This is a genomic window from Streptomyces sp. CA189, assembly GCF_056428985.1.
This window is the reverse complement of sequence record NZ_JBWJVM010000049.1, coordinates 38833-64505: the sequence shown is the minus strand read 5'-3', so window position 1 is coordinate 64505 and position 25673 is coordinate 38833. Positions and strand designations below refer to the sequence as shown.

16 protein-coding genes are annotated in these 25673 nt (G+C 73.3%); 9 read left to right on the top strand and 7 right to left on the bottom strand.

All coding sequences use genetic code 11. The annotated features are described in order from the left end of the window. Nucleotides 1–71: 71 nt before the first annotated feature. From AC061S_RS29485 to AC061S_RS29475, 3 genes are all read right to left on the bottom strand, one after another. Nucleotides 72–521, bottom strand: a complete 450-nt coding sequence (locus AC061S_RS29485) for a hypothetical protein (RefSeq protein ID WP_478688936.1) — start codon at nucleotides 519–521, stop codon at nucleotides 72–74. Nucleotides 522–934: 413 nt separating this feature from the next. Continuing rightward, nucleotides 935–1390 (bottom strand): hypothetical protein, encoded by a 456-nt coding sequence (locus AC061S_RS29480; protein WP_478688935.1) that lies wholly within the window; start codon nucleotides 1388–1390, stop codon nucleotides 935–937. Between the two features lie 591 nt (nucleotides 1391–1981). Then, complete coding sequence (locus AC061S_RS29475) at nucleotides 1982–2110, bottom strand: hypothetical protein (RefSeq protein ID WP_478688934.1); 129 nt, start codon at nucleotides 2108–2110, stop codon at nucleotides 1982–1984. Nucleotides 2111–2644: 534 nt separating this feature from the next. On the opposite strand from AC061S_RS29475, the gene AC061S_RS29470 reads away from it, so the two are divergent. The 5 genes from AC061S_RS29470 to AC061S_RS29450 all read left to right on the top strand — a co-directional run bounded on the left by AC061S_RS29470 (nucleotide 2645) and on the right by AC061S_RS29450 (nucleotide 20181). Then, nucleotides 2645–3889 carry a peptidoglycan-binding protein gene (locus AC061S_RS29470; RefSeq protein ID WP_478688933.1) on the top strand — a complete coding sequence of 415 codons (1245 nt, stop codon included), beginning with the start codon at nucleotides 2645–2647 and terminating at the stop codon, nucleotides 3887–3889. 863 nt (nucleotides 3890–4752) lie between these two features. Continuing rightward, nucleotides 4753–7965 (top strand): non-ribosomal peptide synthetase, encoded by a 3213-nt coding sequence (locus AC061S_RS29465; RefSeq protein ID WP_478688932.1) that lies wholly within the window; start codon nucleotides 4753–4755, stop codon nucleotides 7963–7965. Between the two features lie 102 nt (nucleotides 7966–8067). Further along, complete coding sequence (locus tag AC061S_RS29460) at nucleotides 8068–13680, top strand: amino acid adenylation domain-containing protein (RefSeq protein ID WP_478688931.1); 5613 nt, start codon at nucleotides 8068–8070, stop codon at nucleotides 13678–13680. Beyond that, nucleotides 13677–17018, top strand: coding sequence for an amino acid adenylation domain-containing protein (locus AC061S_RS29455; protein WP_478688930.1), 3342 nt, complete (start codon nucleotides 13677–13679; stop codon nucleotides 17016–17018). Before AC061S_RS29460 ends, AC061S_RS29455 begins: the two co-directional genes overlap by 4 nt. A gap of 91 nt (nucleotides 17019–17109) precedes the next feature. Continuing rightward, a complete protein-coding gene (locus AC061S_RS29450) occupies nucleotides 17110–20181 on the top strand; it encodes a class I adenylate-forming enzyme family protein (RefSeq protein ID WP_478688929.1) in 3072 nt (1023 codons plus the stop codon). A 327-nt stretch (nucleotides 20182–20508) separates the two neighbouring features. Here the strand turns inward: AC061S_RS29450 and AC061S_RS29445 are convergent, their stop codons facing one another. The 4 genes from AC061S_RS29445 to AC061S_RS29430 all read right to left on the bottom strand — a co-directional run bounded on the left by AC061S_RS29445 (nucleotide 20509) and on the right by AC061S_RS29430 (nucleotide 22268). Further along, complete coding sequence (locus AC061S_RS29445) at nucleotides 20509–20997, bottom strand: VOC family protein (protein WP_478688928.1); 489 nt, start codon at nucleotides 20995–20997, stop codon at nucleotides 20509–20511. Nucleotides 20998–21123: 126 nt separating this feature from the next. Continuing rightward, nucleotides 21124–21543 carry a DUF5990 family protein gene (locus AC061S_RS29440; protein ID WP_478688927.1) on the bottom strand — a complete coding sequence of 140 codons (420 nt, stop codon included), beginning with the start codon at nucleotides 21541–21543 and terminating at the stop codon, nucleotides 21124–21126. 44 nt (nucleotides 21544–21587) lie between these two features. After that, a complete protein-coding gene (locus tag AC061S_RS29435) occupies nucleotides 21588–22016 on the bottom strand; it encodes a hypothetical protein (protein WP_478688926.1) in 429 nt (142 codons plus the stop codon). 6 nt (nucleotides 22017–22022) lie between these two features. After that, nucleotides 22023–22268 carry a hypothetical protein gene (locus tag AC061S_RS29430; protein ID WP_478688925.1) on the bottom strand — a complete coding sequence of 82 codons (246 nt, stop codon included), beginning with the start codon at nucleotides 22266–22268 and terminating at the stop codon, nucleotides 22023–22025. A 186-nt stretch (nucleotides 22269–22454) separates the two neighbouring features. Here AC061S_RS29430 and AC061S_RS29425 point away from each other — a divergent pair, with 186 nt between their 5' ends. From AC061S_RS29425 to AC061S_RS29410, 4 genes are all read left to right on the top strand, one after another. Further along, entirely contained in the window at nucleotides 22455–22643 is a 189-nt protein-coding gene (locus AC061S_RS29425) for a DUF6381 family protein (RefSeq protein WP_478688924.1), read from the top strand. Between the two features lie 46 nt (nucleotides 22644–22689). Next, complete coding sequence (locus tag AC061S_RS29420) at nucleotides 22690–23832, top strand: amidinotransferase (protein ID WP_478688937.1); 1143 nt, start codon at nucleotides 22690–22692, stop codon at nucleotides 23830–23832. A gap of 190 nt (nucleotides 23833–24022) precedes the next feature. Beyond that, nucleotides 24023–24871 (top strand): ABC transporter substrate-binding protein, encoded by an 849-nt coding sequence (locus tag AC061S_RS29415; protein WP_478688923.1) that lies wholly within the window; start codon nucleotides 24023–24025, stop codon nucleotides 24869–24871. Beyond that, nucleotides 24868–25668 carry an amino acid ABC transporter permease gene (locus AC061S_RS29410; protein WP_478688922.1) on the top strand — a complete coding sequence of 267 codons (801 nt, stop codon included), beginning with the start codon at nucleotides 24868–24870 and terminating at the stop codon, nucleotides 25666–25668. Before AC061S_RS29415 ends, AC061S_RS29410 begins: the two co-directional genes overlap by 4 nt. Nucleotides 25669–25673: the final 5 nt, after the last annotated feature.

The window sequence follows — 25673 nt, the reverse complement described above, 5'->3', positions numbered from 1 at the left end:
GACGCGCCCGCCCGCCCGCCCTCCCACCCGACCCGACCCGGCACAGGCCGGGGGGGGTCGGGTCGGCCCGGTCAGCCGACGCCCTGCGCTCCGAGCAGGGCCCGCAGCACGCCGTGGGAGGACGCCGGGGCGAGCTGCGCGCCGGCGTCGCCGACCACGAACCAGCCCGGCCCCGCGGGGGCCCCGCACAGCCGCCAGGTCACGTCGGCGGCCCGTGCCGGGCCCTCGGGGATCAGACCCGCGAACTCGTCGGGCAGCCAGGTGCGCGGCCGCGGCTCAGGCACCAGGTCCAGGCGCATCCACTGGTGCCGGGCGTCCCCGACCCGGGCCGTCCAGGTCCAGCCGGTGTGGTCCGCGAGGATCGCGGGCGCCGCGTCACGGACCGGGCAGCCGCCCACCGCGTAGCCGTAGCGGATCAGCAGGCGCGGTGAGCGCACCCGGCCGGCGCCGGTGGGCCCGAGGGCGCGGCTGACCCACCGGGCGCGGCGGGTCGCGTCGATGACGGTCCGCGCGCGGATCACCGCCGTGCCCGGCCCCGGGCCCCGGGCCCCGGGCCCCGGGTGCGGGCGCCGTCACGACACCGCCCTCGACCAGGGGTTCCAGTACGCGACAGGACATCCGCGCCAGTGCCCGTCCTCGTCGCTGCCGAACGGCTCGAAGCGCGGTGCGCTGCCCCAGCCGACGTCGATGCCCTCGTGCCGGGCTCCGACCGCCGACTCGAACCCGTCCGGCAGCAGGCGCGCGCACGGACGCGGCGCCTGGATGCAGCGCCTCTCCCGGCCGGTCCCTCGGACCGTCGGCGCGTTCGGGCAGTACGGTCCGCAGCCCGCCCGCCGCGCAGACGATCGCGGCCGCGGCGCAGCCGGCGGGTCCGCCGGGGGGGGCAGGGACAACGGCCCGGTTGCGAGAGTCCCTCCCCCGACCGGACCGGCCGTCATGTGACGCGCAGCGCATCCTGCTGGTTGACCCACGCGTAGAGCACGTTGCCGTCCATGTACGCGTGGTACGGGCCGCAGCGCGCGGTGGCCTTCGTCGCGGCGTCCTTCGGGAACCAGTCCGCCTTGACCTTGTCCGGCACGATCGCGTTCGTCTCCGGCTTGCCCGGCGTGCAGCCCGCCGGGAGCGAGGCCGACGGCAGCGTCCCCTTCAGCTTCCGTTCGTCACTCGTCGTCTTCCACGCCCACTTGATGTCCTTGGCCTCGTCCGGGAGCCACCTCGGCATCGTCTGGCGGGCCCCCTTCCCCGCGGTGCCCGTGCTGTAGGTGTCCGCCTTGTCGTGCCTGCCGTCCAAGAACTGCTTCGCGAAATACACGGCCACGGGTGTGGCCACGGCCAGCACCACCAGGGTGCCGACGACGGCGAGGACGATAGTGCGGGTGCGCTGGGCCATGGGGGAGCTCTCTGATTCACCGCGCATCCCGTGTGGATGCGAACTGATTCAATTCTCGGCGCCCGCCACCCCCGGCGCATGAACCCCGGGAGCGAATTCGGAGTACGACTTCCGGCCCATGGAAAACGATTCGCTTCATACCAAAGTCCCAGTGGCTCCCAGCCGCGCATCAGGGTTCAGTCCAGCACGGCGACGCCGGTCCGCCAGGCCCGGCCCGCGATTTCGACCCGGTTGTGGACCCTCACCTTCAACCGCCACGTCTCCTCGATGATGTCCACGGCTGCCCACTCAATCCGGGACAGAGCCTGTAGGGCCCGCTCGGGGTGGGTGGGGAATACGGCCCACGCCCCCTGCACCTGGGGGCGCGATGGAGCCGGCCCCGTCGAACGAATCCATCAAGTTTCCAGAGGTTCGCCTCGGGGGCGGGATGATCTCCATTCCATCAATGCGGGAATTCCTCATAACTTCCGGCCGCATTCCGTTACCCAAAACACACTCGGGACCTCCTTTCGCGCGACCCGGTCACACCTGAGCATCATTGACGAAGAACACACCGCGACACGTCATCTCCTTGTCGGTTTCCACGCACCTCTACGGCCAGTCCTCGACGACTTCCCCGCGCAGCGCCGTCCTCCAGGTAGAGCCCTTCGTGCGGTCCGGCTGACGGTCGGCGCCGCGGCGCTCGACTCCGTACTGGGGCGCTCCGAGTTCGTCCTCCATGAGCTGCTGGACGGACTCCCGGCGCAGGAGCTACAGGTGATGCTGATGCTGATGCTGCGCACCAGCGTCTGCGAGGCCGTCGAGCCCGCGGCGGCTCGCGATCGTACCGGCACCACCCCCTGCTGCGCCGGGTGCTGACGCGGGACCTGCGCGAACGCAGCGCTCCCGACGCAGTGTTCACGCTGGAGCGGACGGCGTACGAGTGGGAGCACGTCCGGGCGGCGGACCTCCCCGCACACCTCCGCACCGGCCGTCACCCCGTGCACGCGCGATCTGGCGCACCACGGCCGGGCCGAGGCCCGAGCCGGGTACGGCCCGGTCCTCTCCCGCCGGAAGGTGGAGGCCGGGAGCGAACCCCGGCTGCTCCACACCGTGCGCGGCCTCGGCTACCGGCTCGAACTGAAATGACCGCGCGCGGCGCGAAGCGTGCGACACGCCGACTTCCGCCCCGCGGGACCTGAGCCCCTCCCGGCACGCCATGGACCATGATCAACTCGGCCCACTATGCGCCTATGAGGAGGGATTTATCCCATCATGTCCCTGATCACGTTCACCGAGATACAACCGGACACGAACTGCCCCTGCCCGGGCTGCCTATCCGAGCGCCGATCCGCCGTCGCCCGGCACACGCCGCGCGGACGGGTCCGCGCCATGGCCGTGGCCACGGTCGCCGGAGCCTGCGGCCTGGCCGTGCTGCCCGGGCCGGCCGCCACCGCTCAAGCCGTGGCAACGGGGCGCGCCCCTTCCCCCGACGGCACGCGATCCACCCCGCAGGGACCGGCCGGCCCGCTCGCGCGTCCTACGGCCACGCGCCTGGCCGCCCAGGGAGCCACCGCCACCACCCGGGCCGAGATCATGCGCCGCGCCCAGCAGTGGGTGGACGCCAAGGTTCCGTACAGCATGTACGCCTACCGCAACGGCTACCGGACGGACTGCTCCGGCTTCGTGTCGATGGCCTGGGGCCTCGGTTCCAACCAGTGGACCGGCAGCCTGGACCAGTACGCGCAGCGCATCTCCAAGTCCGAGCTGCAACCCGGTGACATGCTGCTGTTCCACAACCCCGCGGACCCCGGCGCAGGCTCGCACGTGGTGCTCTTCGGGGGCTGGGCCGACTCGGCCCGGACCCAGTACACCGCCTACGAGCAGACCCGCCCGCACACCCTGAAGCGCACCACCCCGTACGCGTACTGGAACAACTCCTCCCGCTACGTGGCCTACCGCTACACGGGCTTGCGCCAGGGCGGTGGCGACGAGGGCTCCGACTCCTTCCCCGGAGCGCAGGCCTTCGGCCCGGGTGCGAACAACGCGCACGTCACCCGGCTCGGCACGATGCTCGCGGCGCGCGGCGGAGGGCGTTTCTACACCTCCGGCCCGGGGCCCGTGTGGAGCTCGGCGGACCGGGCCGCGACCAAGGCCTTCCAGGAGGCCCAGGGGTGGCGCGGCGCCGAGGCCGACGGCGTCCCCGGTCCGGCCACCTGGGCCCTGCTGACCGGTGGCGGAGGACGGGACATCCCCTCCGGGAGCGACGGATCGACGACCGGCTCGACCTTCCCGGGCCGACAGCACTTCCGCCCCGGACAGTCCAACGACCACGTGGCCGAGCTGGGCCGCCGCCTCGTGGAGCGCGGGTACGGGCAGCACTACTCCGAGGGCCCGGGACCCCGTTGGTCCGAGAGCGACCGGCGCAACGTGGAGGCCTTCCAGCGCGCGCAGGGCTGGAGCGGTGCCGAGGCGGACGGCTACCCGGGCCCGGAGACCTGGCGCAGGCTCTTCGCGTAGCACCCGGACCGCCCCGGCGACTGCCGCGGCAGAGGTGAGACGTACCGACCGGCGCCGCAGTGCGGGCCGGTCGGTGCGTCGGGGGCGGCCGACGGTATCGGTAGCGGCCAGGTCGACGCCTCCCCTCAGCCTCGGGACCGGAGCGCCTCGGGACCGGAGCGCCCCGTGGCCGGCCGGAGCGCCCTCGCGGCCGACCGACATCACGGCGCACGGTGCCGAGGCCGCCGCCACCGTGGGACGACCGCGCGTGGCCACCCGCACCCCGGACAACCGCCCTGACCTGCTCCTCGACCCCTTGATCGACGGCACGCGGACCAAGACCGCAGGTCCACCGCCACGGCAGTCCGGGCGACGGCGAAACCGGCAGCGGGGATCCTTGGGGCGGTGGTTCAGCTGACCCGGACCTTGGTTGATCTCCCCCTGGACGTTGGGACGTTGACGAACTGTCAGAGGTGATCATACCCACGGATGTTTGGGTGGACGTCGGTACAGATCGGCCGCACAGGACGGCCGATTCCGGGCCGTGGACGGCCCTTGACGGTGAATGGGCGTTGTGCGAATCTCTCGACAGGTCTGGACCAATTGTCTAGCTAGGGCGGGGGCCCGAGCTACCTGATACCCCGGGGAATCCCGGGATGTCCGGCGGTCCTGACCGCTCACGGCCGTCGACCGGTCCCCGGGGGAGGGCCGGACGCCACACAGCGGCCGGCATCGCATCGAACTCGCTCGCCCCGGACTGCCACCGGGCTCTGAAGCCCCGACGTGCGGCAGCTCGCAGCCGTGCCCAATTCCACGTCCACACGTCCGCACGTTCACCCGTGCCGCTCTGCCGCCCTGCTCCGACGTTCTAAGTGAGCCGCCGAATGTCCGAAGTCCTCCCCCTGCCCGACCGCACCCCGGCCTCGCCGGCCCAGCAGGGCGTCTGGCTGACCGATCGGCTGGGACTGGCCCGCGAGGCGTTCCACATGCCGGTGCGGATCTCCTTCGACCGGATCGACACGGCGGCGCTGGTCCGCGCGGTGGACGCCGTCACCAGGCGCCATCCCGCCCTCGGCGCCCGGCTGGTGGAGCGTGACGGCCAGGTCCGGCAGGAACCCGCGGCGCGGCGGCCCGAACTGGTGCAGCTCGGAGCGCCCGCGGACGAGGCGGACTTGGAGAAGCGGCTGGAGGAAGAGATCGGCCGTCCGTTCGCCCTGGAGACCGGCCCGCTCAGCCGCTTCACCCTGCACCGGCGCGCCGACGGCAGCGCCGAACTGCTGGTCACCGCCCACCACTCGGTCTTCGACGGCAACTCCAAGGACGTCCTGATTCGGGACCTCGCAGCCGCGTACGGCTCGGCGCCGCTGCCCGTGACCACCGCACCGGCCGTACCGGCATCACCGACCGCACCGACCGCGGATCCGGGCACCGTACGGAGAGCTGCCGAGTGGTACGGGCCTCGTTGGGCCGCCGCCACCGACCCGGTACTGCCCGGCGTGTCGCGCACCCCGACCGCCGCCGGTGCCGGTGAGGCGGTCGAGTGGCGTCTCAACGGCGCCGAGGCGGACGAATTGGCCGCCGCAGCCGCCCTCAGCGGCACCACCGTGTTCGAGTTCCTGCTCGCGGCACTGCACGGGCTGCTCCGCCGCTACGGCGGCGAGGCGGTTCCGGTGTCCGTTCCGCTGTCCACCCGGACGCCTGAACTCGCGGAGGAAGTAGGGCTGTTCGTCAACGAGCTGCCCGTCCACGCGCCTGCGGCCGATGCATCACAGTCCTTCACCGCTTTCGCCGCCGCCGTCCGGGCCGAGCTGCGGGCCGGCTACCCGTACCGCAGCGTGCCCTTCGGCGCGGCCGTCGCCGGACTGGGCCCCCGTGTCGGCCTGACCCCCGTCTCGCTCGGCTACCGCCGCCGCGGCCCGGACCCGGACTTCGCCGGCACGGGTGCCCGGATCGCCTGGGCCGTGCACAACCGTACGACCCGCAACACCCTCCACCTCCAGATCGTCGAAGCCTCCGAGGCCCGCGGCGCCCTGGGCGGCGGCATCGACTTCAGCCTCCAGTACGACCCGGCCGTGCTCGCCCCGGACGCCGCCCGCCGGATCGCCGGCCACTACAGCACCCTGCTCGCCGGCGCGGTCGCCGCGCCCGGCACCCGGCTGGTGGACCTGCCGCTGCTGGACGCCGCCGAACTCCGGGCCGTCACCGCCGCGCCGAACGCCACCGCCCGGCCCTACCCGGCCGACCGGACCGTCCTCGACCTGGTCCGCGCCCAGGCCGCGGCCACCCCCGAGGCGATCGCGGTCAGCGCTGTCGGCCGCCACCTCGGCTACCGCGAACTGCTGGCCCGTGTAGACCAGTTGGCCGCAACACTGCGCGCCGGCGGCGTCAGACCCGACGACCTGGTCGCCCTCCACCTCAACCGCACCGTCGACCTGCCCGCCGCGCTGCTCGCCGTCCTCGCCACCGGCGCGTCGTACCTGCCGCTGGACCCCGGCTACCCGGCCGAGCGCCTCGCCCTCGTCCTGCGCGACTCCGGAGCCGTTCTGCTGCTCGCCGACCGCGAGCCTTCGCCGGCGGTGGCCGCCGCCGCCCCCGCGGTCCTACGGCTCCCGGCGCCGTCGGCGCAGGACCCGGCCGAGGCCGCCCCCGAGGCCACTCCCGACGCCACCGCCGACGACGCCCCCGGTCCGGACGACGTGGCGTACGTCCTCTACACCTCCGGCTCCACGGGCCGCCCCAAGGGCGTCTCGGTCGGCCACCGCGCGTTGGTGAACCTGCTCACCTCCTTCGCCGACCGGCTCGACTCCGGCCCTCAGCACGCCTGGCTCGGCTTGACCTCGCTCTCGTTCGACATCTCGGCGCTGGAGCTCTACCTGCCGCTGATCACCGGCGGCCGCCTGGTCCTCGCCCCGGACGGGCTCGCCGTAGACGGCCCCGGCCTGCTCGCACTGATCGGCGCCGAGGGCGTCACCCACGTCCAGGCCACCCCGTCCGGATGGCGGGTGATGCTCACGGCGGGGACCGGCGCCGAAGCGCCGGCCTCCGCCGCACCATCCTCCGACGCACCGGCCTCCGACGCACTGGCCGCCGTCACCGGCCTGGCCGGCGGCGAGGCGCTGCCGCTGCCGCTCGCCCGCGCACTGCGCGCGCGTACCGCCCGGCTGTTCAACGTGTACGGGCCCACCGAAACGACCATCTGGTCCACCTGCTCCGAACTCCCCGCCGAACCGGAGCGGGTCAGGATCGGCCGCCCCATCGCCAACACCCAGACCTACATCGTCGACGAGCAGCTGAGCCCCACCCCGCTCGGTATCCCCGGGGAGCTGCTGATCGGCGGGGACGGCGTCGCTCACGGCTACCTCGGCCGACCCGAACTCACCACCGAGCGCTTCGTGCCGAGCCCGTTCGGCCCTCCCGGGGCCCGGCTCTACCGCACCGGGGACCGCGCCGTGTGGACGCCCGACGGCGAACTCGACTTCCTCGGCCGGATCGACGACCAGGTCAAGATCCGCGGCCACCGGATCGAACTCGGCGAGATCGAGTCCGCCCTGCTGGAGCACCAGGCCCTCGCCCAGGCCGCCGTGGCCGTGCGTACCGAGGAAGACGGTGAACCCTTCCTGGCCGGCTACCTGGTCCCGGCCGCCGGCGCCCGGCCGCCCGCCCCCGCCGACCTGCGCGACCACCTGATGCGCACGCTGCCGGCCGCGATGGTCCCGCAGCGCTGGCTCACCTTGGAGCGCCTGCCGCTCACCCCGAACGGCAAGCTGGACCGCCGGGCCCTGCCGGTACCGCCGCGCGAGACTCCGACACCGCAAACCGCCGATGCCGCCGGTACCTGCGACGCCTGTGACGCCTGTGACGCCTGTGACGCCTGTGACGAGACGACCGGAACGGTCCGCCGGATCTGGGCCGAGGTGCTGAACCTGCCCGATGTCGGCCCCGAGGACGACCTGTTCGACCTCGGCGGGCATTCACTGACGGTGATCCGGATCGCCTCCCGGATCCGTGACGCCCTCGGTGTGGAGCTGGACTTCGACGTCTTCTTCGACGTCCCGACCCCGGCCGGCATCGCCGCCGCCGTCCGCGAGCGCCAGTAGGCCCTGCACCCGGTACCCCGGGCACGGGCCGCACGGCCCGTGCCCGGCCCCGCCGCGTCCGCACCCTCCGACTCCCCCGCCGAACGCCCGAACAGGAACTCGATGACGGATACCCAGGACCTGCCCGCCGACTGGTCCGCAGCCAAGCGCGCCCTCCTCAGCCGGCGGCTGCGCGGCGCCGCGGCCCCCGCCCGGGTGGTGGACCCCCGCCCGGCGGACACCGCACCGCCGCTCTCCAGCGGCCAGGAACGGCTCTGGTTCATGGACCAGTTCGCCCCCGGCTCCACGGCCTACACGCTGGCGCCGGCCCGCCGGCTCCGAGGCCCCTTCGACCGCGCCGCGCTGGACGCCGCGCTGACCGATCTGGTCGCCCGGCACGAGAGCCTGCGGATGGCCTTCCGCACCACCGAGGCCGGCACCGCCGAGGTCCGGGTCGCCGAGCCCGCACCGTTCGCGGCCCAGCACGTGGACGCCACCGCGGACCCGGACCCGCAGGCGCGCGCCGCCGCCGAACTCGGCGTGCTGATCGCCGAACCCTTCGACCTCCACTCCGGCCCGCTACTGCGCGCCCTGGTGGTCCGGATCGCCGAGGACGACCACGTACTCGCCCTGGTGATGCACCACATCATCTGCGACGGCTGGTCGATCGATCTCCTCAACCGCGAGCTCGACCTCCGCTACGCCCACCACGCCCACGGCAGTTCGGGTGAACTGCCCTCCCTCCCCATCCAGTTCGGGGACTACGCGGCCTGGCAGCGGGACCGTCTGGAGAGCGGGCGGCTCGCCGCCTCCCGCGAGCACTGGCGCGGCGAGCTCGACGGCGTGCCGGCCCTGGAGCTGCCCTCCGACCGGCCCCGCCCGCCGCTCTTCACCTTCGACGGGGCCGCGACCGAGTTCCATTGGAGCGCCGAACTCTCACGTCAGATCGGCGAGTTGGCGCGTGCATACGGCGCCTCTACGTACATGGTGCTGATGGCCGCCTTCCAGGCCCTGCTGGGCCGGCACGCCGGTCAACGCGACTTCGCCGTCGGCTCCGCCGTCGCCGGCCGTCTCCACCATGAACTCGAAGGCGTGGTGGGTGCGTTCGTCAACATGCTGCCGATCCGCGCCCGGCTCTCCGCCGACCTCGACTTCGGCCGGCTGGTCAGCCGGGTCCGCGAGACCACGCTCGACGCGTACGCGCACCAGGAGGTGCCGTTCGAGCAGATGGTCAGCGATCTCGCGGTGGAACGCGACGTCAGCCGCGCCGCCGTCTTCCAGACCACCTTCGCCTTCCAGAACTACGGCGACCGCGCCACCACCCCCGCCGCGGGCCTGGACTCCGAGGGCTTCGGTTACGAGGCCACCACCACCCACGCCGACCTCGCCCTCTACATGCGCGCGGAGCCGGACGGCGGCCTCTACGGCCTGTTCACCTACCGCACAGACCTTTTCGACGCCGCCACCATCGAGCGCCTCGCCGAGCGGTTCGAGCTGCTGACCGCGGCCGGCGTCGCCGACCCCGCACTGCCTGTCGACCGGCTCCCGCTGCTCGGCACGGCCGAGCGGACGGCCGTACTGGAGACCTGGGCCGCCGGTCCCGCGCTACCGGACGGCGGTCCCGCCACGCTCACCCAGGCGCTGGCGCAGGCCGCGGCCCGGACGCCGGAGGCGCCCGCGCTGATCTTCGAAGACCGCACGCTGACCTACGGCGACCTCGACCGGCGCGCCAGCGCCATGGCCCGGCGCCTACGGGCGCTGGGCGTGGGTGCGGACGACCGGGTGGCCGTCTGCCTGGAGCAGTCCGCCGAGCTGGCCGTCGCCCTGGTCGCCGTACTCAAGGCCGGCGGCGGCTACCTGCCGCTCGACCCCGAGCAGCCCCCCGCCCGGCTCGCCCACCTGGTCGCCGACGCCGGAGCCAAGGTCCTGATCACCGACACCGTGCTGCGACCGCGGTTCGGCGACCACCCGGCGGTCGACCTGCTGACCGGCGGCGGCGCTTCCTCCGAATGGCACGGGGCGGAGTCGGACGCGACGGAGTGGGACGGGGCGCCGCTGGAGGAGGTCTCCGGCGCCGACCACCTGGCGTACGTGATCTACACCTCGGGCTCCACCGGCACGCCCAAGGGCGTCGCGGTGCAGCACCGCCAGATCCTCAACTACCTGGCGGGCGCGGGCGAGCGGCTGCGGATCGAGCCCGGGGCCTCCTTCGGGCTGCTGCAGTCGCTCTCCTTCGACTTCAGCATGACCATGCTCTACCTGGCGCTCACGACCGGCGGCCGGGTCCACCTGCTGCCGCGCCGGATCGCAGGCGTGGAACTGGCCGCGGAGATCGAGCGGGCCGGCATCGACCACCTGAAGATGACGCCCTCCCATCTGGCCGCGCTGACCGCCGACGCCCCGATCGAGCGGCTGCTGCCACGCCGTACGCTGGTCCTCGGCGGCGAGGCCAGCAGCTGGTCCTGGGCGGCGGGCATCGCCGCACTGGGCCGGTGCGCGGTGTTCAACCACTACGGGCCGACCGAGGCGACGGTGGGGATCACCGTCCACGAGGTCACCGCCGACGGCCTGAACGCGCCGGGCAACACCCCGATCGGGAGCCCGCTGGCCGGTGGGCGCTGCTACGTGCTGGACGAGGCCCGCGACCCCGTTCCGCCGGGCGTCACCGGCGAGTTGTACCTGGGTGGGGACCGGCTGGCCCGGGGCTACCTCGGGCGGCCGGACCTGACCACCGAGCGGTTCCTGCCCGACCCCTACGCCGACCGGGACGTCCCCGGAACCGGCGGCCCGCGGATGTACCGCACCGGCGACCTGGCGCGCTGGCGCGCCAACGGGACCCTGGACTACCTCGGCCGCAGCGACGACCAGATCAAGGTCCGCGGCTACCGGGTCGAGCCCGGCGAGATCGAGGCCGCGCTGACGGCTCTGCCCGGCATCACCCAGGCGGTGGTCCTGGCCCGCGGCGAGGGCGTCAAGCAGAACCTCGTGGCCTACCTGGAACGCCCCGCCGGCGGCGAACCGCCGGCCGCCGCCGAACTGCGCGCCGCCCTGGGCGAGGTCCTGCCGGACTACATGGTCCCGGCCCGCTACGTGGTGCTGGAGAGGCTGCCGCTGCTCGCCCACGGCAAGGTCGACCGCAAGGCGCTGCCCGCGCCCGCGGACGGCCCGGCCGCCGGCGCCCACGTCGACCCCGAGGCCGGGACCGAGCAGGTGATAGCCGCCATGTGGGCGGACCTGCTGGACCTCCCCCGAGTCGGCGCGCTGGACGACTTCTTCGAGCTCGGGGGCCACTCCCTGCTCGCCACCCAGGTGGTCGCCCGGATGCGCCGCGCCTTCCCCGACCTGGCCACCCCGGTCGGCGTGATGGACCTCTTCAAGCACCCGACGGTCCGCCGGCTCGCCGAACTGGTGGCCACCCCCGAGGCGGACCGCGGCCCGCGCCGGCTGCTGCACCTGCTCACCCCGGAGCGCCGCAAGGCGGCCGCCAGTGTGGTCTGCGCCCCCTACGGCGGCGGCAGCGCGCTGATCTACAAGCCGCTCGCCGACGCCATGCCGGCGGACTGGGCCCTGCACTCCATCGCCGTCCCCGGCCACGAGCTGGGCGAGGAGGCGATGGACATCGACGAGGTCGCCCGGGTCTGCGCCGAGGAGATCGTCGCCAACGTCTCCGGGCCGCTGGTGCTCTACGGGCACTGCGGGGTCGGCGTCCGGCTGACCGTGGAGATCGCCCGCCGGGTGGAAGCGGCCGGCCGGGAGATCGACGCCGTCCACCTCGGAGGCATCTTCCCGTTCGCCCGCCCGAAGGGCCGCGGCGCCGCGATGGCCGAGCGCTTCGCCGAGCTGGCCGCCCGCCTGCGCAGCGACCAGGGCATGATCAACGCCCTGGCCGCGGCGGGCCTGGACGTGGACGAGGTCGACGAGGACCAGCTGCGGCTGATCGTGCACAACCGCCGGGTGGGCACCAAGGGCGCCGAGCGCTACTTCGGCGAGCTGTACGAGAGCGAGGGCGGCGCCATCACGGCGCCGGTGATCGCCGTCTGCGGCGACCGCGATCCGGCGACCGAGTTCTACGAGGAGCGGTTCCGCGAGTGGCACCGGATCACCGGGACCGCCGCCGTGGTGGTGCTGGACGAAGCCGGGCACTTCTACCTCAAGTACCGCGCCGAGGAGTTGGCCGGGATCCTGACCGGGGTGCACCGGTCGATCGCCGCCGGCGAGGAGGCGTGCCACGAACGCACCGCCGACGCCACCTGGTGGCTGGCCGGCCTGTCCCGCGACGCCGCCGAGGCGGAGCCGGACCCCGAGCCGGACCCCCGGCAGCCGGGGGCGCCGGAGCGGTCCGGGAAGCCAGCCCCGGACCGGAAGGCACGGAAGGCACGCGCGCGCGGCCCCGTCCGCCCGACCATGGGCCGCTTCCTGGCCATCGCCACCGGCCAGCAGCTCTCGATGATCGGCTCGGCGCTCACCGAGTTCGCCCTGCCGATCTGGATCTACCTACAGACCGGCTCGCTGCTCCAACTCGGCCTGCTGGCCGCCTTCGGCCTGGTGCCCGGCATCGTGGTCGCCCCGCTGGCCGGCGCCATCGTCGACCGCGGCGACCGCCGCCGGGTGATGCTGTGGGGGGATGTCGCGGCCGGCCTGACCCAGGCGGCCCTGCTGGTGCTCTACCTCAGCGACTCGCTGGAGATCTGGCACTGCTACGTGATGATCTCCCTGCTCTCCGCCTCGCTGGCCTTCCAGCGCGTCGCCTGGGGCTCGGCGGTACCGCAGCTGGTGCCCAAGCGGTTCCTCGGCCGCGCCAACGGTGTGGTCCAGATGGCCCTCGGCCTCGCCCAGTTCCTCGTTCCGCTGATCGCGGTCGGCATCCTGCACGTGATCGGCCTCGGCGGCATCCTGGTCTTCGACGTCGTCAGCTACCTGATCGCCACCGGCGTCACCCTGGCCGTTCGCTTCCCCGACGTGATGGCCGCCACCCGCCGCGAGAGCGTCGGCGCCGAGATCCGGGCGGGCTTCCAACGGGCACTCGGAAGCCGCCACTTCAGGGCCATGCTGTTCTGGTTCGCGGTGCTGAACATCTTCCTCTCCCCGCTGTTCCTGCTCATCACCCCCCTGGTGCTCTCCTTCTCCTCGACCGCCGCGGCCGGCTGGGTCTCCACCGCGGCCGGCCTGGGCGCGGTCCTCGGCGGCCTCACCCTGCTGGTCTGGGGAGGCCCGCGCCGGATGCGCCTGCGCGGCGTCCTGTTCGCCACCCTCGGCCTCGCCGCCGCCTGTGTCGTGACCGGTCTGCGGCCCTCGGTGACCGTGGTCGCCGTCGGCGCGTTCGGCATGACCTACGGTCTGGCGCTGCTCAACGGCATCTACGCGACGGTCATCCAGACCAAGGTGCCGATGCGTTTCCACGGCCGGGTCATCGCGGTGAACACCCTGGTCGCCTGGTCCACCCTGCCGATCGGCTTCGCGCTGGTCGCCCCGGCCGGCCCCGAGCTGCTCCAGCCCCTGATGGACGAGGGCGGCGCGCTGGCATCCAGCGTCGGTGCGCTGATCGGCACCGGTGACGGGCGCGGCATCGGCCTGCTCTACCTGGTGTTCGGCCTCGCCATGGCCGCGCTGGTCCTGATCAGCTTCTGCGTTCCCGTCCTGGCCCGCTTCGACCGGGAAGTCCCGGACGCCGATTCCGACGACCTGATCGGCCTGGAGACCCTGCAGGCCCGCACGAAGAGCGAGATGAACACATGACCTCCCCGGCCCCGATCGCCCGCCATCCACTGACCGACGAGCAGCGCCGCCTCTGGTTCCTCCAGCAACTAGGGCCCCAGGACGCCGGGTTCAACATGTATCTGAACCGGCGCTGGAGCGGGCCGATGGACCCGCGGGCGATGGGCGCGGCGCTCACCCGGCTCACCGCGCGGCACCAGGTGTTGCGCACCCGGTTCGCCCTGGACGACGAGCAGCCCGTCCAACTCGTGGAGCCCGTACGGGACGTCGTCCTCACCCTGGTCCCGATACCGGACGCCGCGGAGGAGTCCTTCACCGCGGCCTGCGCCCCGTTCGTCAACGCCCCCTTCGACCTGGGCGAGCGCCCGCCACTGCGGGCCGTCCTGGTCAGCGCCGGCGAGCACGAGCACGCCCTGAGCCTGGTGGTCCACCACATCGCCTCCGACGGCTGGTCGTTCACGGTGCTGTGGCGTGAACTGCTCGCGCTGTACCGCGAGGAGATCGGCGAGGGTCCGGCCGAACTGCCCGTACTCAAGCTCCAGTTCGGGGACTTCGCGCGCGCCGAGCGGACCAGGCTGGACGGCGGCGCAGCCGAGGAGGCGGTCCGGCACTGGATCGGACGGCTGTCCGGCATCAGCGCCCTGCGGATGCCGCTGGACCACCCGAGGCCCGCCGAGCCCACCCATCCGGCCGGCTTCGCCGACCTCGCCCTCGGCCCCGACCTCGTCGCCGGTCTCGACGCCCTGGCGCGCGAGCAGCGCTGCACCCCGTTCATGGTGCTGCTCGCCGCGTACCAGAGCGTGCTGGCCCGCTGGAGCGGCAGTTGCGACTTCGCCGTCGGCACCCCGCTGGCCGGCCGCAACGAGACCGCCCACGAGGCCCTGCTCGGCTACTTCTCCCGCACCGGAGTGATCCGCGCGGACCTCACCGGCGAGCCCGACTTCCGCACCGTGCTGCGCCGGGTGCGCGCCGCCACGATGGCCGCGCTGAACCACCAGGACGTCCCGGCCGAGCGGGTGGCCGCCGAACTGGGGCTGCCCGTGCTGCCCGGCGTCGGCGCGCTCTACCAGGCGGTGTTCGTCCACCAGAGCCAGTACGAGCCGGCCGGCGCCGACGACCGCACCTCGCTGCCCGAGGGCGTCCGGACGGCGAGCATGGACTCCGGTTTCGACCGGGCCAAGACCGATCTGCTGCTGGACAGCTGGCGTACCCCGAACGGCGGGATGACGCTCTCGTTCTGCTTCGACCGGGAGCTCTTCGAGCGCGCCACGGTCGAGGCGCTGGCGCGCCGGGTCCGCGACCTGCTCGCCCGAGCCGTCGTGGACGTGAAGGTCCCGCTGCACGGTGACTGGCTGCTGACCGGCGAGGAGCGCTCCGCACTGCTCGCCCTCGGCACCGGACCCGCCGTCACCGAGGACGCCCGCCCGATCCTGCGCGGCTTCGCCGACCAGGTCGCCGCGCGCCCCGACGCACCCGCTCTCGAGTGTGCGGGCAGCATCCTCAGCTACGCCGAACTCGACGGTTTCTCGGATGAGTTGGCCAGCCGGCTGGGCCCGGTGTCCGGACGAGCGGTGGGCGTCCGGATCGAGCCGTCCTTCGACCTCGTCATCGCCCTGCTGGCGATCTGGAAGGCCGGCGCCGGCTACCTGCCGCTCGACCCCGCGCACCCGGCCGAGCGCCAGCGGCTGATGCTCGGCGAGGCGGACGCCGCCCTGCTGCTCACCGGAGGCGAGCGTCCGGACCTGGGGGTCCCGGTGCTGGGGGTCCCAGTGGTGGGGGTCCCTGTGCTGGGAGTCCCAGTGCTGGGAGTCCCGGCCGCACCGGCCGTCGGCGATCCGGACAGCGGGCCCGGGCAGGCCGGGGCCGCGGGCATCGAGTCCGGCGGCACGGGGCCCGCAGGGGCCGCGCTGCCCGGGACCGACCCGGGCGGCCTCGCGTACGTCCTCTACACCTCGGGCTCCACCGGCGCCCCCAAGGGCGTCGCCGTCGAGCACGCCGCGCTGGCCGAGCGCGTCCGGTGGATGGCCGGACCGGAGGGCTACCGCCTCCGGCCGGGCGACCGGATCGTCCAGTTCGCCTCCATCGGCTTCGACACCCACGCCGAGGAGATCTGGCCCGCCCTCACCGCGGGCGCCTGCGTCGTCCTGCTGCCCGGCGGCGGCCGCATGCTGCCCGACCTGCTGCGCGGCGAGGCCGGACGGTCCGTCACCGTACTCGACCTGCCCACCGCGTACTGGGAGGAACTGGTTTCGCTCGGAGACCAGACCCCGTGGCCGCCGGCGCTCCGGCTGGTGGTCCTCGGCGGTTCCGAGGCGCGCGCCGTCACCCTCGCCCAGTGGCGGGAGCGGCACGGCGACACCGTCCGGCTGGTCAACACCTACGGCCCGACCGAGGCCACCGTCATCGTCACCGCGGGCGAGCTCGGCGGCCCGCTCGGCGGCGGCCTCGTCGGCCACACCGGCGGCGGGCCCGCCGCCGCGCAGCGCCCGCCGCTCGGCCGTCCGCTGCCGGGGGTGCGGCTCTACCTCTTGGACGAGCGCGGCAACCTGCTACCCGCCGGCTCCGAGGGCGAGCTGTTCATCGGCGGAAACGGCCTCGCACGTGGCTACCCGGCCCGGCCCGAGCTGACCGCGGAGGCCTTCCTCCCGGATCCGTTCGCCGACGCCCCGGACGCCCGGATGTACCGCACCGGCGACCGCGCCCGGTGGCGCACCGACGGGCAGTTGGAGTTCCTCGGCCGCGCCGACGGCCAGGTGAAGATCCGCGGATACCGGATCGAGCCCGCCGAGATCGAGGCCGCCCTCACCGCCCACCCGGCGGTCGGCCTGGCGTCCGTACTGGTCCGCGACGGCCGTCGGCTGATCGCCTACGCCGTCCTCCGAGCGGCCGCCGGGCAGCGGTCCGCGGCCGCGCCGCAGGCGGGCGAACTGCGCGAGCACCTGGCGCTGCGGCTGCCGGCCTTCATGGTGCCGGACGCCGTGGTGCTGCTCGACACCCTCCCGCTCACCGCCAACGGCAAGCTCAATACCGCGGCCCTGCCCGACCCGGACCCGGCGGGCGCCGCCGCCGGGTACCTGGCACCCCGCACCGATGCCGAGGCCCTGGTCGTCGACCTCTGGCAGGAGGTGCTCGGCGTACCGAAGGTCGGCGTACTGGACGACTTCCTCGCCCTCGGCGGGGACTCCCTGCTGGTCACCAGGGTCGCCGCCCGCATCCGGGCCGGTGTCGGCCTCGACGTGCCGATCCGGGACGTCTTCGAGAGCCCCACCCCGGCAGCCCTGGCAGCCCGGATCGAGGCACTGCTGATCGCGGAGATCGATGCCCTCAGCGAGGAGGAGGCCGCCGACCGGCTGGACTGACTCCGCCTGCCCGACCGCCTCCCTCCCCCCTCCCCTCTCCCTCCTCCTTCCCCTCCCCCGAATCACCCCGGAGCCTGCCATCACCACCACCGTGCCGCCCGCCGCGACGACCGTCCCGGAGCTCCTCGACGCCCGGGCCACCGAACACCCGGACCAGGTGGCCCTGCAGGTCGTCGGCGGCGGGGAACTCACCTACCGCCGTTGGCGCGAGGAGGCGCTGCGCGCTGCCGTCGGGCTGGCCGCCGCCGGGGTCGCACCGTACGACCGGGTCGTGCTGCGGTTCGCCAACGCGCGCTGGGATCGGTACGCCGTCGCGTTCCTCGCCGTCCAGTACGCGGGCGGGGTACCCGTCCCGGTCCGCGAGGACCTGTCCGAGAGCGATGCCGCCGCCCTGGCCGCGCTGGCCGGAGCCGGCACGGTCCTGCAGGAGGGGGACGGTGAACCGCCCACCCTCCCGGGACTGGCGGAACTGCGTCTGGACGCCCTGCTGGCGGCGCACCCGGAGCCGCCGGACGGTCCTCCGTACCGGGTCGGCCCGGCCGACCCCGCCCAGGTGATCGGCACCTCCGGCACCACCGGCGCACCCAAGGGCGTGCTCGCCGCCCACGGAAACCTGACCGCCGGCCTGGCCGCCCACCCGCGCCGCCGCGCCTACGCGCACTCGCGGCACGCCCTGCACGCCTTCCCGATCGGGACCAACGCGGGCCAGGTCATGCTGCTGGGCGCACTGACCGCCGCGCCGACCACGCTCAGCCTGCCGCGTTTCGACGCGGACCAGTTCGGCATCGCGGTCGAGAAGTTCGGGATCGGCACCGCCTTCCTGGTGCCCTCGATGGCGATCGAACTGGTCAACTCGGGCACCGCCGGGCGGTACGACCTGAGCAGCCTGCGCCTGGTCAACTCCTCCGCCGCCGCACTGCCCGTGCCGGTGGCGGCCGCGCTGGCCGCGGCGCTGCCGGGCGCGACGCTGGTCAACACCTACACCTCCGCCGAGGCGTCGCCCGCGCAGATCTCCACCGTGGTCGACACCCGCCGCCCGGGCTCGCTGGGCCGCCCGGCGGACCCCCGTGACGTCACGATCCTCGATGCGGACGGGCTGCCGCTGCCCGCCGGGCAGGTCGGCGAGGTCTGGCTGCGCCAGCCCGGACCGCCGCGCGGCTACCTGGGCGCCTCCGGGGAGAGCGCACGGGTGTTCCGGGACGGCTGGGTGCGGATGGGCGACGTCGGACGCCTCGACCCGGACGGGTACCTGTACCTGGTCGACCGGGAGAGCGACGTCATCAAGAGCGGTGCGCTGAAGGTCTCCACGCTGCGGATCGAGGAGGTGCTGCACGAGCACCCCGCGGTCGCGGACGCCGCCGCGCTCGGCCTGCCGCACCCCGTCATGGGCGCCGTCCCCGTGGCGGTCGTGGTGGCCGGGCCCGGCGGCCTCGACCTGGACGAGCTGCGGCTGTTCCTGAGCGCCCGGTTGAGCCGGCCCGAACTGCCGGTCCGGATCCTGCTCGCCGGCGATCTGCCCAGGAACCCGAGCGGCAAGGTGGTCAAGCACCGGCTGCGCCCCCTGTTCGACGCACCCGCGGAGCCCACCGGTCCCGCGGTGGCCCCGGCCACCCCGACGGAACTTCGGCTGGCCGGACTCTGGCGGCGCCTGCTCGGCCGACCGGTCACCGACGTGGCGGCCGAGTTCTTCGCGCTCGGCGGCGACTCGTTCCGGGCGGTCCAGCTCGCCTCGGGAATCAGCGGCGAGTTCGGTGTCCGGGCGGGCACCGCCGTGGTCTTCGAGCGGCCCTCTCTGCGATCCCAGGCCGCCTGGGTGGACCACCCCGACCGGCGGCGGACCGCTGCTGACGACCCGCTCGCCGGGACGGCGGAGACGACCGTGACGCCCCACCTGGCCGCGCTCCGCGCGCAGCCGCACGCCGTCGCGCTCACCTCTCAGCAGGAGAACTTCTTCCGCTGGATGGCCGAGGCGCCCGGGCGGGACGCCGGCGCGGTGACGGCGCTGTTCCGGGTGGCCGACCGGCTGGAACCGGAGACCCTGGGCCTGGCGCTCACCGAGGCGGTCAGGCGCCATCCGGCGCTGCGGACCCGGTTCGAGGCGGCCGGGGAGGGGGTCGTGCGGGCGGTGCTGGACGAGGAGCCCCGGGTGCGGATCACGTTGACCCGGGCCCCGGGGGCCACGGACGCGGAGGTGGACGCCCTGCTGCTGGCCGAACGCGACCGTCTCACGGACCTGGCCCGTGACCCGATGGCGCGCCTCCTGGTGATCAGCCGATCGGAGACCGACCACGTGGTGCTGGTCGCGGTGCACCACATGGTCTCCGACGGCTGGTCGGTCGGTGTGCTGCTGGCCGACCTCGGCGTGTTCTACTCCGCGCTGCGCCGGGGCCGCTCCGCCCCGCCGGCCCGCTCGGGCCCGGGCTACCGGGAGCTGGTGGACTGGGCGAACGCGCACTGGCCGGCCTCCCGGGCCCACTTCGGGGCGGCGCTGGCCGGGGCGCCGGAGGCCGTCGAGCAGTTCGCCGGCCGCCGGGCGGTGGACGAAGTACTCACCCAGGCCAACGAGTTCGAGGTGTCGGCGACGTTGGCCGAAGCCCTGCGGGCGCGGGCGGCCGAGCTGGGCGCCACTCCGTTCCTGGCCGTCACGGCGGCCTGGACCGGACTGCTGGCGAGCCGCAGCGGCCGTCCCGACCTGGTGGTGATGACCCCGGTGCCCGGCCGCCCGCGCCCGGACGCCGAGCGGACGGTGGGCTGCTTCGTCCAGTCGTTGCTGCTGCGGGTGGACGCGAGCGGCGGACCTGGTTTCGCCGAGCTGGTGGACCGGCTGCGGGCGGTCTACAGCGAGGCACTGGACCACCAGCTGTACCCGTTCGCCGAGTTCAGTCCGTCGGTGCCGTTCGCCGCCTGGCTCCGCTACGAGGCGTGGGCCGCGCCCGCACAGCTCCCCGGCCTGACCTGCGAGCCCTGGGAGCTGCCGCGCGGGAGCACCGTCCCCTGGCCGCTGCCGGGCGGCGACCGGGGCGTGCCGGAGCTGACCGTGGTCGAGCAGCCGGACGGCGGCCTGCGGTGCTGGCTGCAGTACAACGCGCTGGCCTTCGACCTCCCCGTCATCACCGAGCTGGCCGGGGAGTTCACGGCCGCGCTGACCGCCGCCTGCCGTTGATCGAGGAGCGAGATCGGACAGTTCTACGGTCTCGCTCCGCACGAGCCGTCCTCGCGACGGTACGCGTGACGGGTCCTTACACGGACCTCCACATCATCTGACGGCCGCCGCCCTTCTCCGCGGGACCGGCACCGCTGCGTGCGCGAGGAGTCGGTCGCGCCCCGTGTGGTGGGCCGTTAATCTCCGCCGGAGCGCAACGCGACGTACGACATGCAACCGCGAAGGGGAGACTTCTCCCCCTCGGCGGCCTTGACCCTGGCGCGCTTCTGGCCCGTGATCGACCGCAGAGCGCATGGCTCCGCGACCTGTGGCGGGCCCGCTTCACCTCTACCCGGTAGGCCCGGGCTCGCCTCGGTCCGTCCGCTCGGCTTCCTGGGAGCGCTTCTCCATCTCGTCCGGCGAGACGTCCTCGATGTGCGTGGCGATGCTCCAGCGGTGGCCGAACGGGTCCTCGAACTGGCCGGTGCGGTCGCCGTAGAACTCGTCCCTGACCGGCCGCAGCTCGGTGGCACCCCGGGCGAGGGCCTGGGCGAAGGCCGCGTCGACGTCTTCGACGTACACGTGGAGGGTGACGGGCGTGCCGCCCACCGACTTCGGTGAGCGGAAGCCGATGTCGGGGTACTCGTCCGCGAGCATGATCACCGAGCTTCCGAGCTCCAGCTCGGCGTGGCCGATCTTGCCGCCGGGAGCGGCCATCCTCATCCGCTCCCGTGTGCCGAGCACGGAGGCGTAGAAGTCGATCGCGGCCGCGGCGCCGTCGATACAGAGGTACGACGTGACGCGCGGATATCCCTCGGGAACGGGCTGGACAGTCACCGGCCACCTGCCTTTCCGGAGCGTGGCGGTCACGCCGACCGCCACCCGCGACCAGAGATACCCCGAACGTGCCGCCCGCGTGCCGGCGCCGCGCTGCGGCCTGCCGGCGGATGCCCCGAAGGGCGCTCAGCGCCAGGTGATGGCGGGCGGGCGCAGCGCGGCGCAGACGGGCATCCCGCAGGGATCCGTCAGCCCGAGCCGCGCTTCGGCGGAGCCCCGCTCGACGGCCTGCGACGGGAGGTCGTCGAGCATCAGCTTGGCGCGGCGGAACATCGTGAACGCGCCGCCGGGCGGCAGCTCTCCCCACGTCAGGTACAGGAACCGGGCACCCCGCCGCCCCTGGACGTGCGGCCCTCGAAAGTCCCGAGCACCGTCCGGCGCCGCGACCGCCTCCACGGTGAACTCCCAGACCGCCTCCGCCGCGTCACCGGGGACGACGGCTTCCGGCTCGCGCCCTCGCTGCACGGCGACATGAACGTCCCGGTAACCGCCGCATTCACGACCAGGGAGATCACGGCCGATGATCCGCAGCGAGAGTGACGACATGCGCACCACTGTGCCACGCACCGCCCGCCCCGCGGACCGGGGCGTCAGAGATCCGCGCGGGTGGCGGACTGGGCCGCCCGTACCGCGACGTTCGTCGCGTCCTCCAGGAGCGTCGTCGCCGAGCGGCCGTCGTCGGTCAGCGTCCAGCCGCACAGGGCCGCCCAGGCCAGCGCGGCAGAGGCGGCCTTGGCGCGCCCGGTCCGGTGGGGCAGAAGGGTGCCGAAGAGCAGCGCGTCCCCGACACCGACCGCCACCCGGCACCGTACGGCCGTACGCAGCCCACCACCTTCGGGGACCGCGAGCATGGCGGCGCCGATGACGGCGTCCCGTGTGCCCAGGGCGCGGATCAGCAGTGTGGAGGAACCCTGGTCGGCCAGGCCGCACGGGCGGGCCAGCACCTCGGGTCTGCAGGCGACCGCCAGGCCGTATCCGAGGGTGGCCGCGCCCATCACGCGTGCCGCTGTGGTGCGCATCCGTGATCACTCCGTCCCGTTGTCCCCGCCGCCCGACGGCGCCTGGTCGTACGGGCGGTCCTGCTCCTCGCGGCCGGTACCCGGGGCCTGCCGCTTGGCCTCGTGTCCGCGGGCGTCCGCTGCGCCGCCGCGGCCCGGACGCCGGACGACGGCTTCGTCCGCCTGCCGCCGGGCCTCGCGGTCGCCGCTCTCCCCCACGGCCTCGGACGGGGTGGTGCGCGGGCGGTGCCGGGAGTCTTCGTGAGCCGTCATGTCGGCCTCCTTCGGTGGTGCCGTTCCTCCGGCGACTACCCCGTCCTGCCCGCGGGACGCATCGGGCTCCGGTGCGCCATGTCGTACGCGCGTGGGTCGACCTGCTCGAACACGTCACGGTGGCGGGTCCGGCGTGCTCCTGCTTGGCTTGAAGGACCTAGCCCCGAATCTCATCGAGGACCGATCATGAGCACCGAAAGCCAGCCGAGCGAGCGGGCCCGGCAGATGCGCGACAAGGCTCAGGAACTGGAGCAGGCGGCGCAGCGGGCCGCCGACCCCGCGGAGCGGGAGCGGCTGACCGCCAAGGCCCTGCACATCCGGGAGAAGAGCGAGCAGGAGAACGGCCCGGGCAGCGGAACCATGGACCCCATGTAGACGTTCCGACCCGGCGTCGGGACCGAGGGTGAGGGCGGTGAAGATCATGGAGCGTCTGCCGGCGTCGGCGCCCGCATCCGCGGCCGCGGTCGGCGAGGCCGCGGAGACCCTCGTTTCGCCGGTCAATTCCCACAACGAGTGGGATCCGCTCGAGGAGGTGATCGTCGGGCGTCTCGACGGCGCTACGGTCCCCGGGAACCATCCGGTCGTGGCGTGCAACATCCCGCCGTGGGCGGCGCGGATTCAGGGCCTGGGCGCCGGTTTCAAGTATCCGCGCATGCTGGTCGAGCCCGCACAGGAGGAGCTCGATCAGTTCGTCGCCCTCCTGCAGTCCCTCGGCGTCACGGTCACGCGCCCGGCCGCCGTCGACCACAGGCAACGGTTCGGCACGCCCGACTGGTCGTCACGCGGCTCTTTCAACACCTGTCCGCGCGACAGCATGCTCGTGATCGGCGACGAGATCATCGAGACCCCGATGGCCTGGCCGTGCCGCTACTTCGAGACGCACTCCTACCGCGAGATCCTGAAGGACTACTTCAGGCGTGGTGCGCGCTGGACGGCGGCACCGAGGCCACAGCTCACGGATGCACTCTTCGAGGCGGACTTCTCCGTGCCCGAGGCCGGCGAGCCCATGCGCTACATCCTCACCGAGTTCGAGCCGGTGTTCGACGCGGCGGACTTCGTACGCGCGGGACGCGACCTTTTCGTCACACGGAGCAACGTCACCAACCGCATGGGCATCGACTGGCTCCGCCGTCACCTCGGGCCGGGCTATCGCATCCACGAGGTCGAGAGCCGCTGCCGCACGCCCATGCACATCGACACGACGCTGCTCCCGCTCGCGCCCGGCAAGCTCCTGGTCAATCCCGAATACGTCGACGTCGACCGCCTGCCCGACCTTCTGAGCTCGTGGGAGATCCTCGTGGCCCCCGAGCCGAACCCGATCGGCGAGCGCGTTCTCAAGCTCACCTCGATGTGCGGCAAGTGGCTCAGCATGAACGTCCTCATGATCGACGAGCAGCGGGTGATCGCGGAGCGGCACCACACCGACATGCTGCGCGCCCTCGAACGATGGGGCTTCGAGCCCATCCCGTGCGACCTGGTGCACTACGCACCGTTCGGCGGCTCGTTCCACTGCGCGACGCTCGACGTCAGGCGCCGCGGGACCCTCGAATCCCATTTCCCGTGATCAGGAGGGAGCCGGTTCGTGGGGGCGGACACCCCGCCTTCGTGATCATGGCCGGATCCACGCGGGTCCGCCGGGGGTCCCCAGAACGCATCGCCGAAGATCCCCCGACGGGCGCCGCCCGTGGCTTAGCATCTCGGCGGACGGTCCCGTCCCGTGATCGCCGCTCGCCCCGCACTCGTGGAGGTCAACCGTGTCCCGGACGGCCAGAGGAAACCGCAGTCGCCGCACCAGCCTCCGTATCCGCGTCGCGGCCTCAGCCGCCACGGCGGGTGCGTTCCTCGTCGCGGGATGCTCCTCGGGCGGCGACGGCGCAGGTGAGGCGGCCGGCGGAGTGCCCGTCGTCGAGAAGGGCAAACTGACGACCTGCACCCACCTGCCGTACCCGCCGTTCCAGTACGAGAAGGACGGCAAGGTCGTCGGTTTCGACGTGGCCCTGGTCGACCTGGTGGCGAGCCGGCTCAAGGTCGAACAGAAGATCCTCGACACTCCCTTCGAAAACTTCAAGACGGGCGCCTTCCTGAACTCCGGCGAGTGCGACCTCGCGGCGGCCGGCATGACGATCACCGACGAGCGGAAGAAGAACGTCGACTTCTCCGTGCCCTACTTCGACGCGACCCAGGCACTGCTCGCCACCAAGAAGAGCGGCGTCACCTCGCTCGCCGACCTCAAGGCGAAGTCGAAGAAGCTGGGCGCGCAGGCCGAGACCACCGGCGAGAGCTACGCCAAGGCCCAGGGATTCGACCCCGTCGCCTTCGAGAGCTCGGACGCGGTCATCAACGGGCTGCGCACCGGCCAGGTCGACGCCGTCGTCATCGACTACCCGGTCGTCCAGGGCTGGCTCAAGGACCCCAAGAACGCTGCCGAGTTCACCCTCGCGCAGAACATCGACACGGGCGAGCAGTACGGCTTCTCGGTGAAGAAGGGCAATACCGCCCTCGTGGCCGCGATCGACAAGGCGATCACGGATGCCAAGGCCGACGGCACCTACAAGAAGATCTACGAGCAGTGGATCGGCCCGCTGCCCCAGGCCGCGCCGTGACCTCTCGGCTGACCCGCCGTCAGCGGCGCCGCGTCTCGCAGGGCGTGCAGTACGCCCTCTTCGCGGCCGTGCTGGTGCTGGTCGGTGTGAACGCCGACTGGGACCGGCTGCAGAACCAGTTCGCGCAGAAGGACCTGGCGCTGCGGCTCTTCCCGGAGATCATCACCACGGCCCTGCGCAACACGGTGGTCTACACGCTGTCGGGGTTCCTACTCGGCCTGGTCCTCGGCCTGGTCATCGCCATGATGCGGCTGTCCTCGGTGGCCCCCTACCGGTGGGTCGCCGGCGTCTACATCGAACTGTTCCGAGGCCTCCCGGCCCTGCTGATCTTCATTTTCGTCGGCGTGGCGGTGCCACTGGCGTTCCCCGGTACGGAGATCCCCGGTGGCACGTACGGCAAGGTCGCGCTCGGCCTCGGCCTGGTGGCCGCCGCCTACATGGCGGAAACGATTCGGGCGGGCATCCAGGCGGTGCCCAGGGGGCAGCTGGAAGCGGCCCGCTCGCTGGGCTTCTCGCACGCCCGGGCCATGGTCTCGATCGTGATTCCGCAGGCCTTCCGCATCGTCATCCCGCCGCTCACCAACGAACTGGTCCTGCTGTTCAAGGACTCCTCGCTCGTGCTGTTCCTCGGTGTGACACTGCAGGAGCGGGAGCTGACGAAGTTCGGTCGGGACCTCGCCAGCCAGACCGCCAATTCCACCCCGATCCTGGTCGCGGGCCTGTGCTACCTCCTGGTGACCGTGCCGCTGAGCTTCGTGGTGCGCCGCCTGGAGGCCCGCTCGGCCAAGGCCGCGTGAGGACG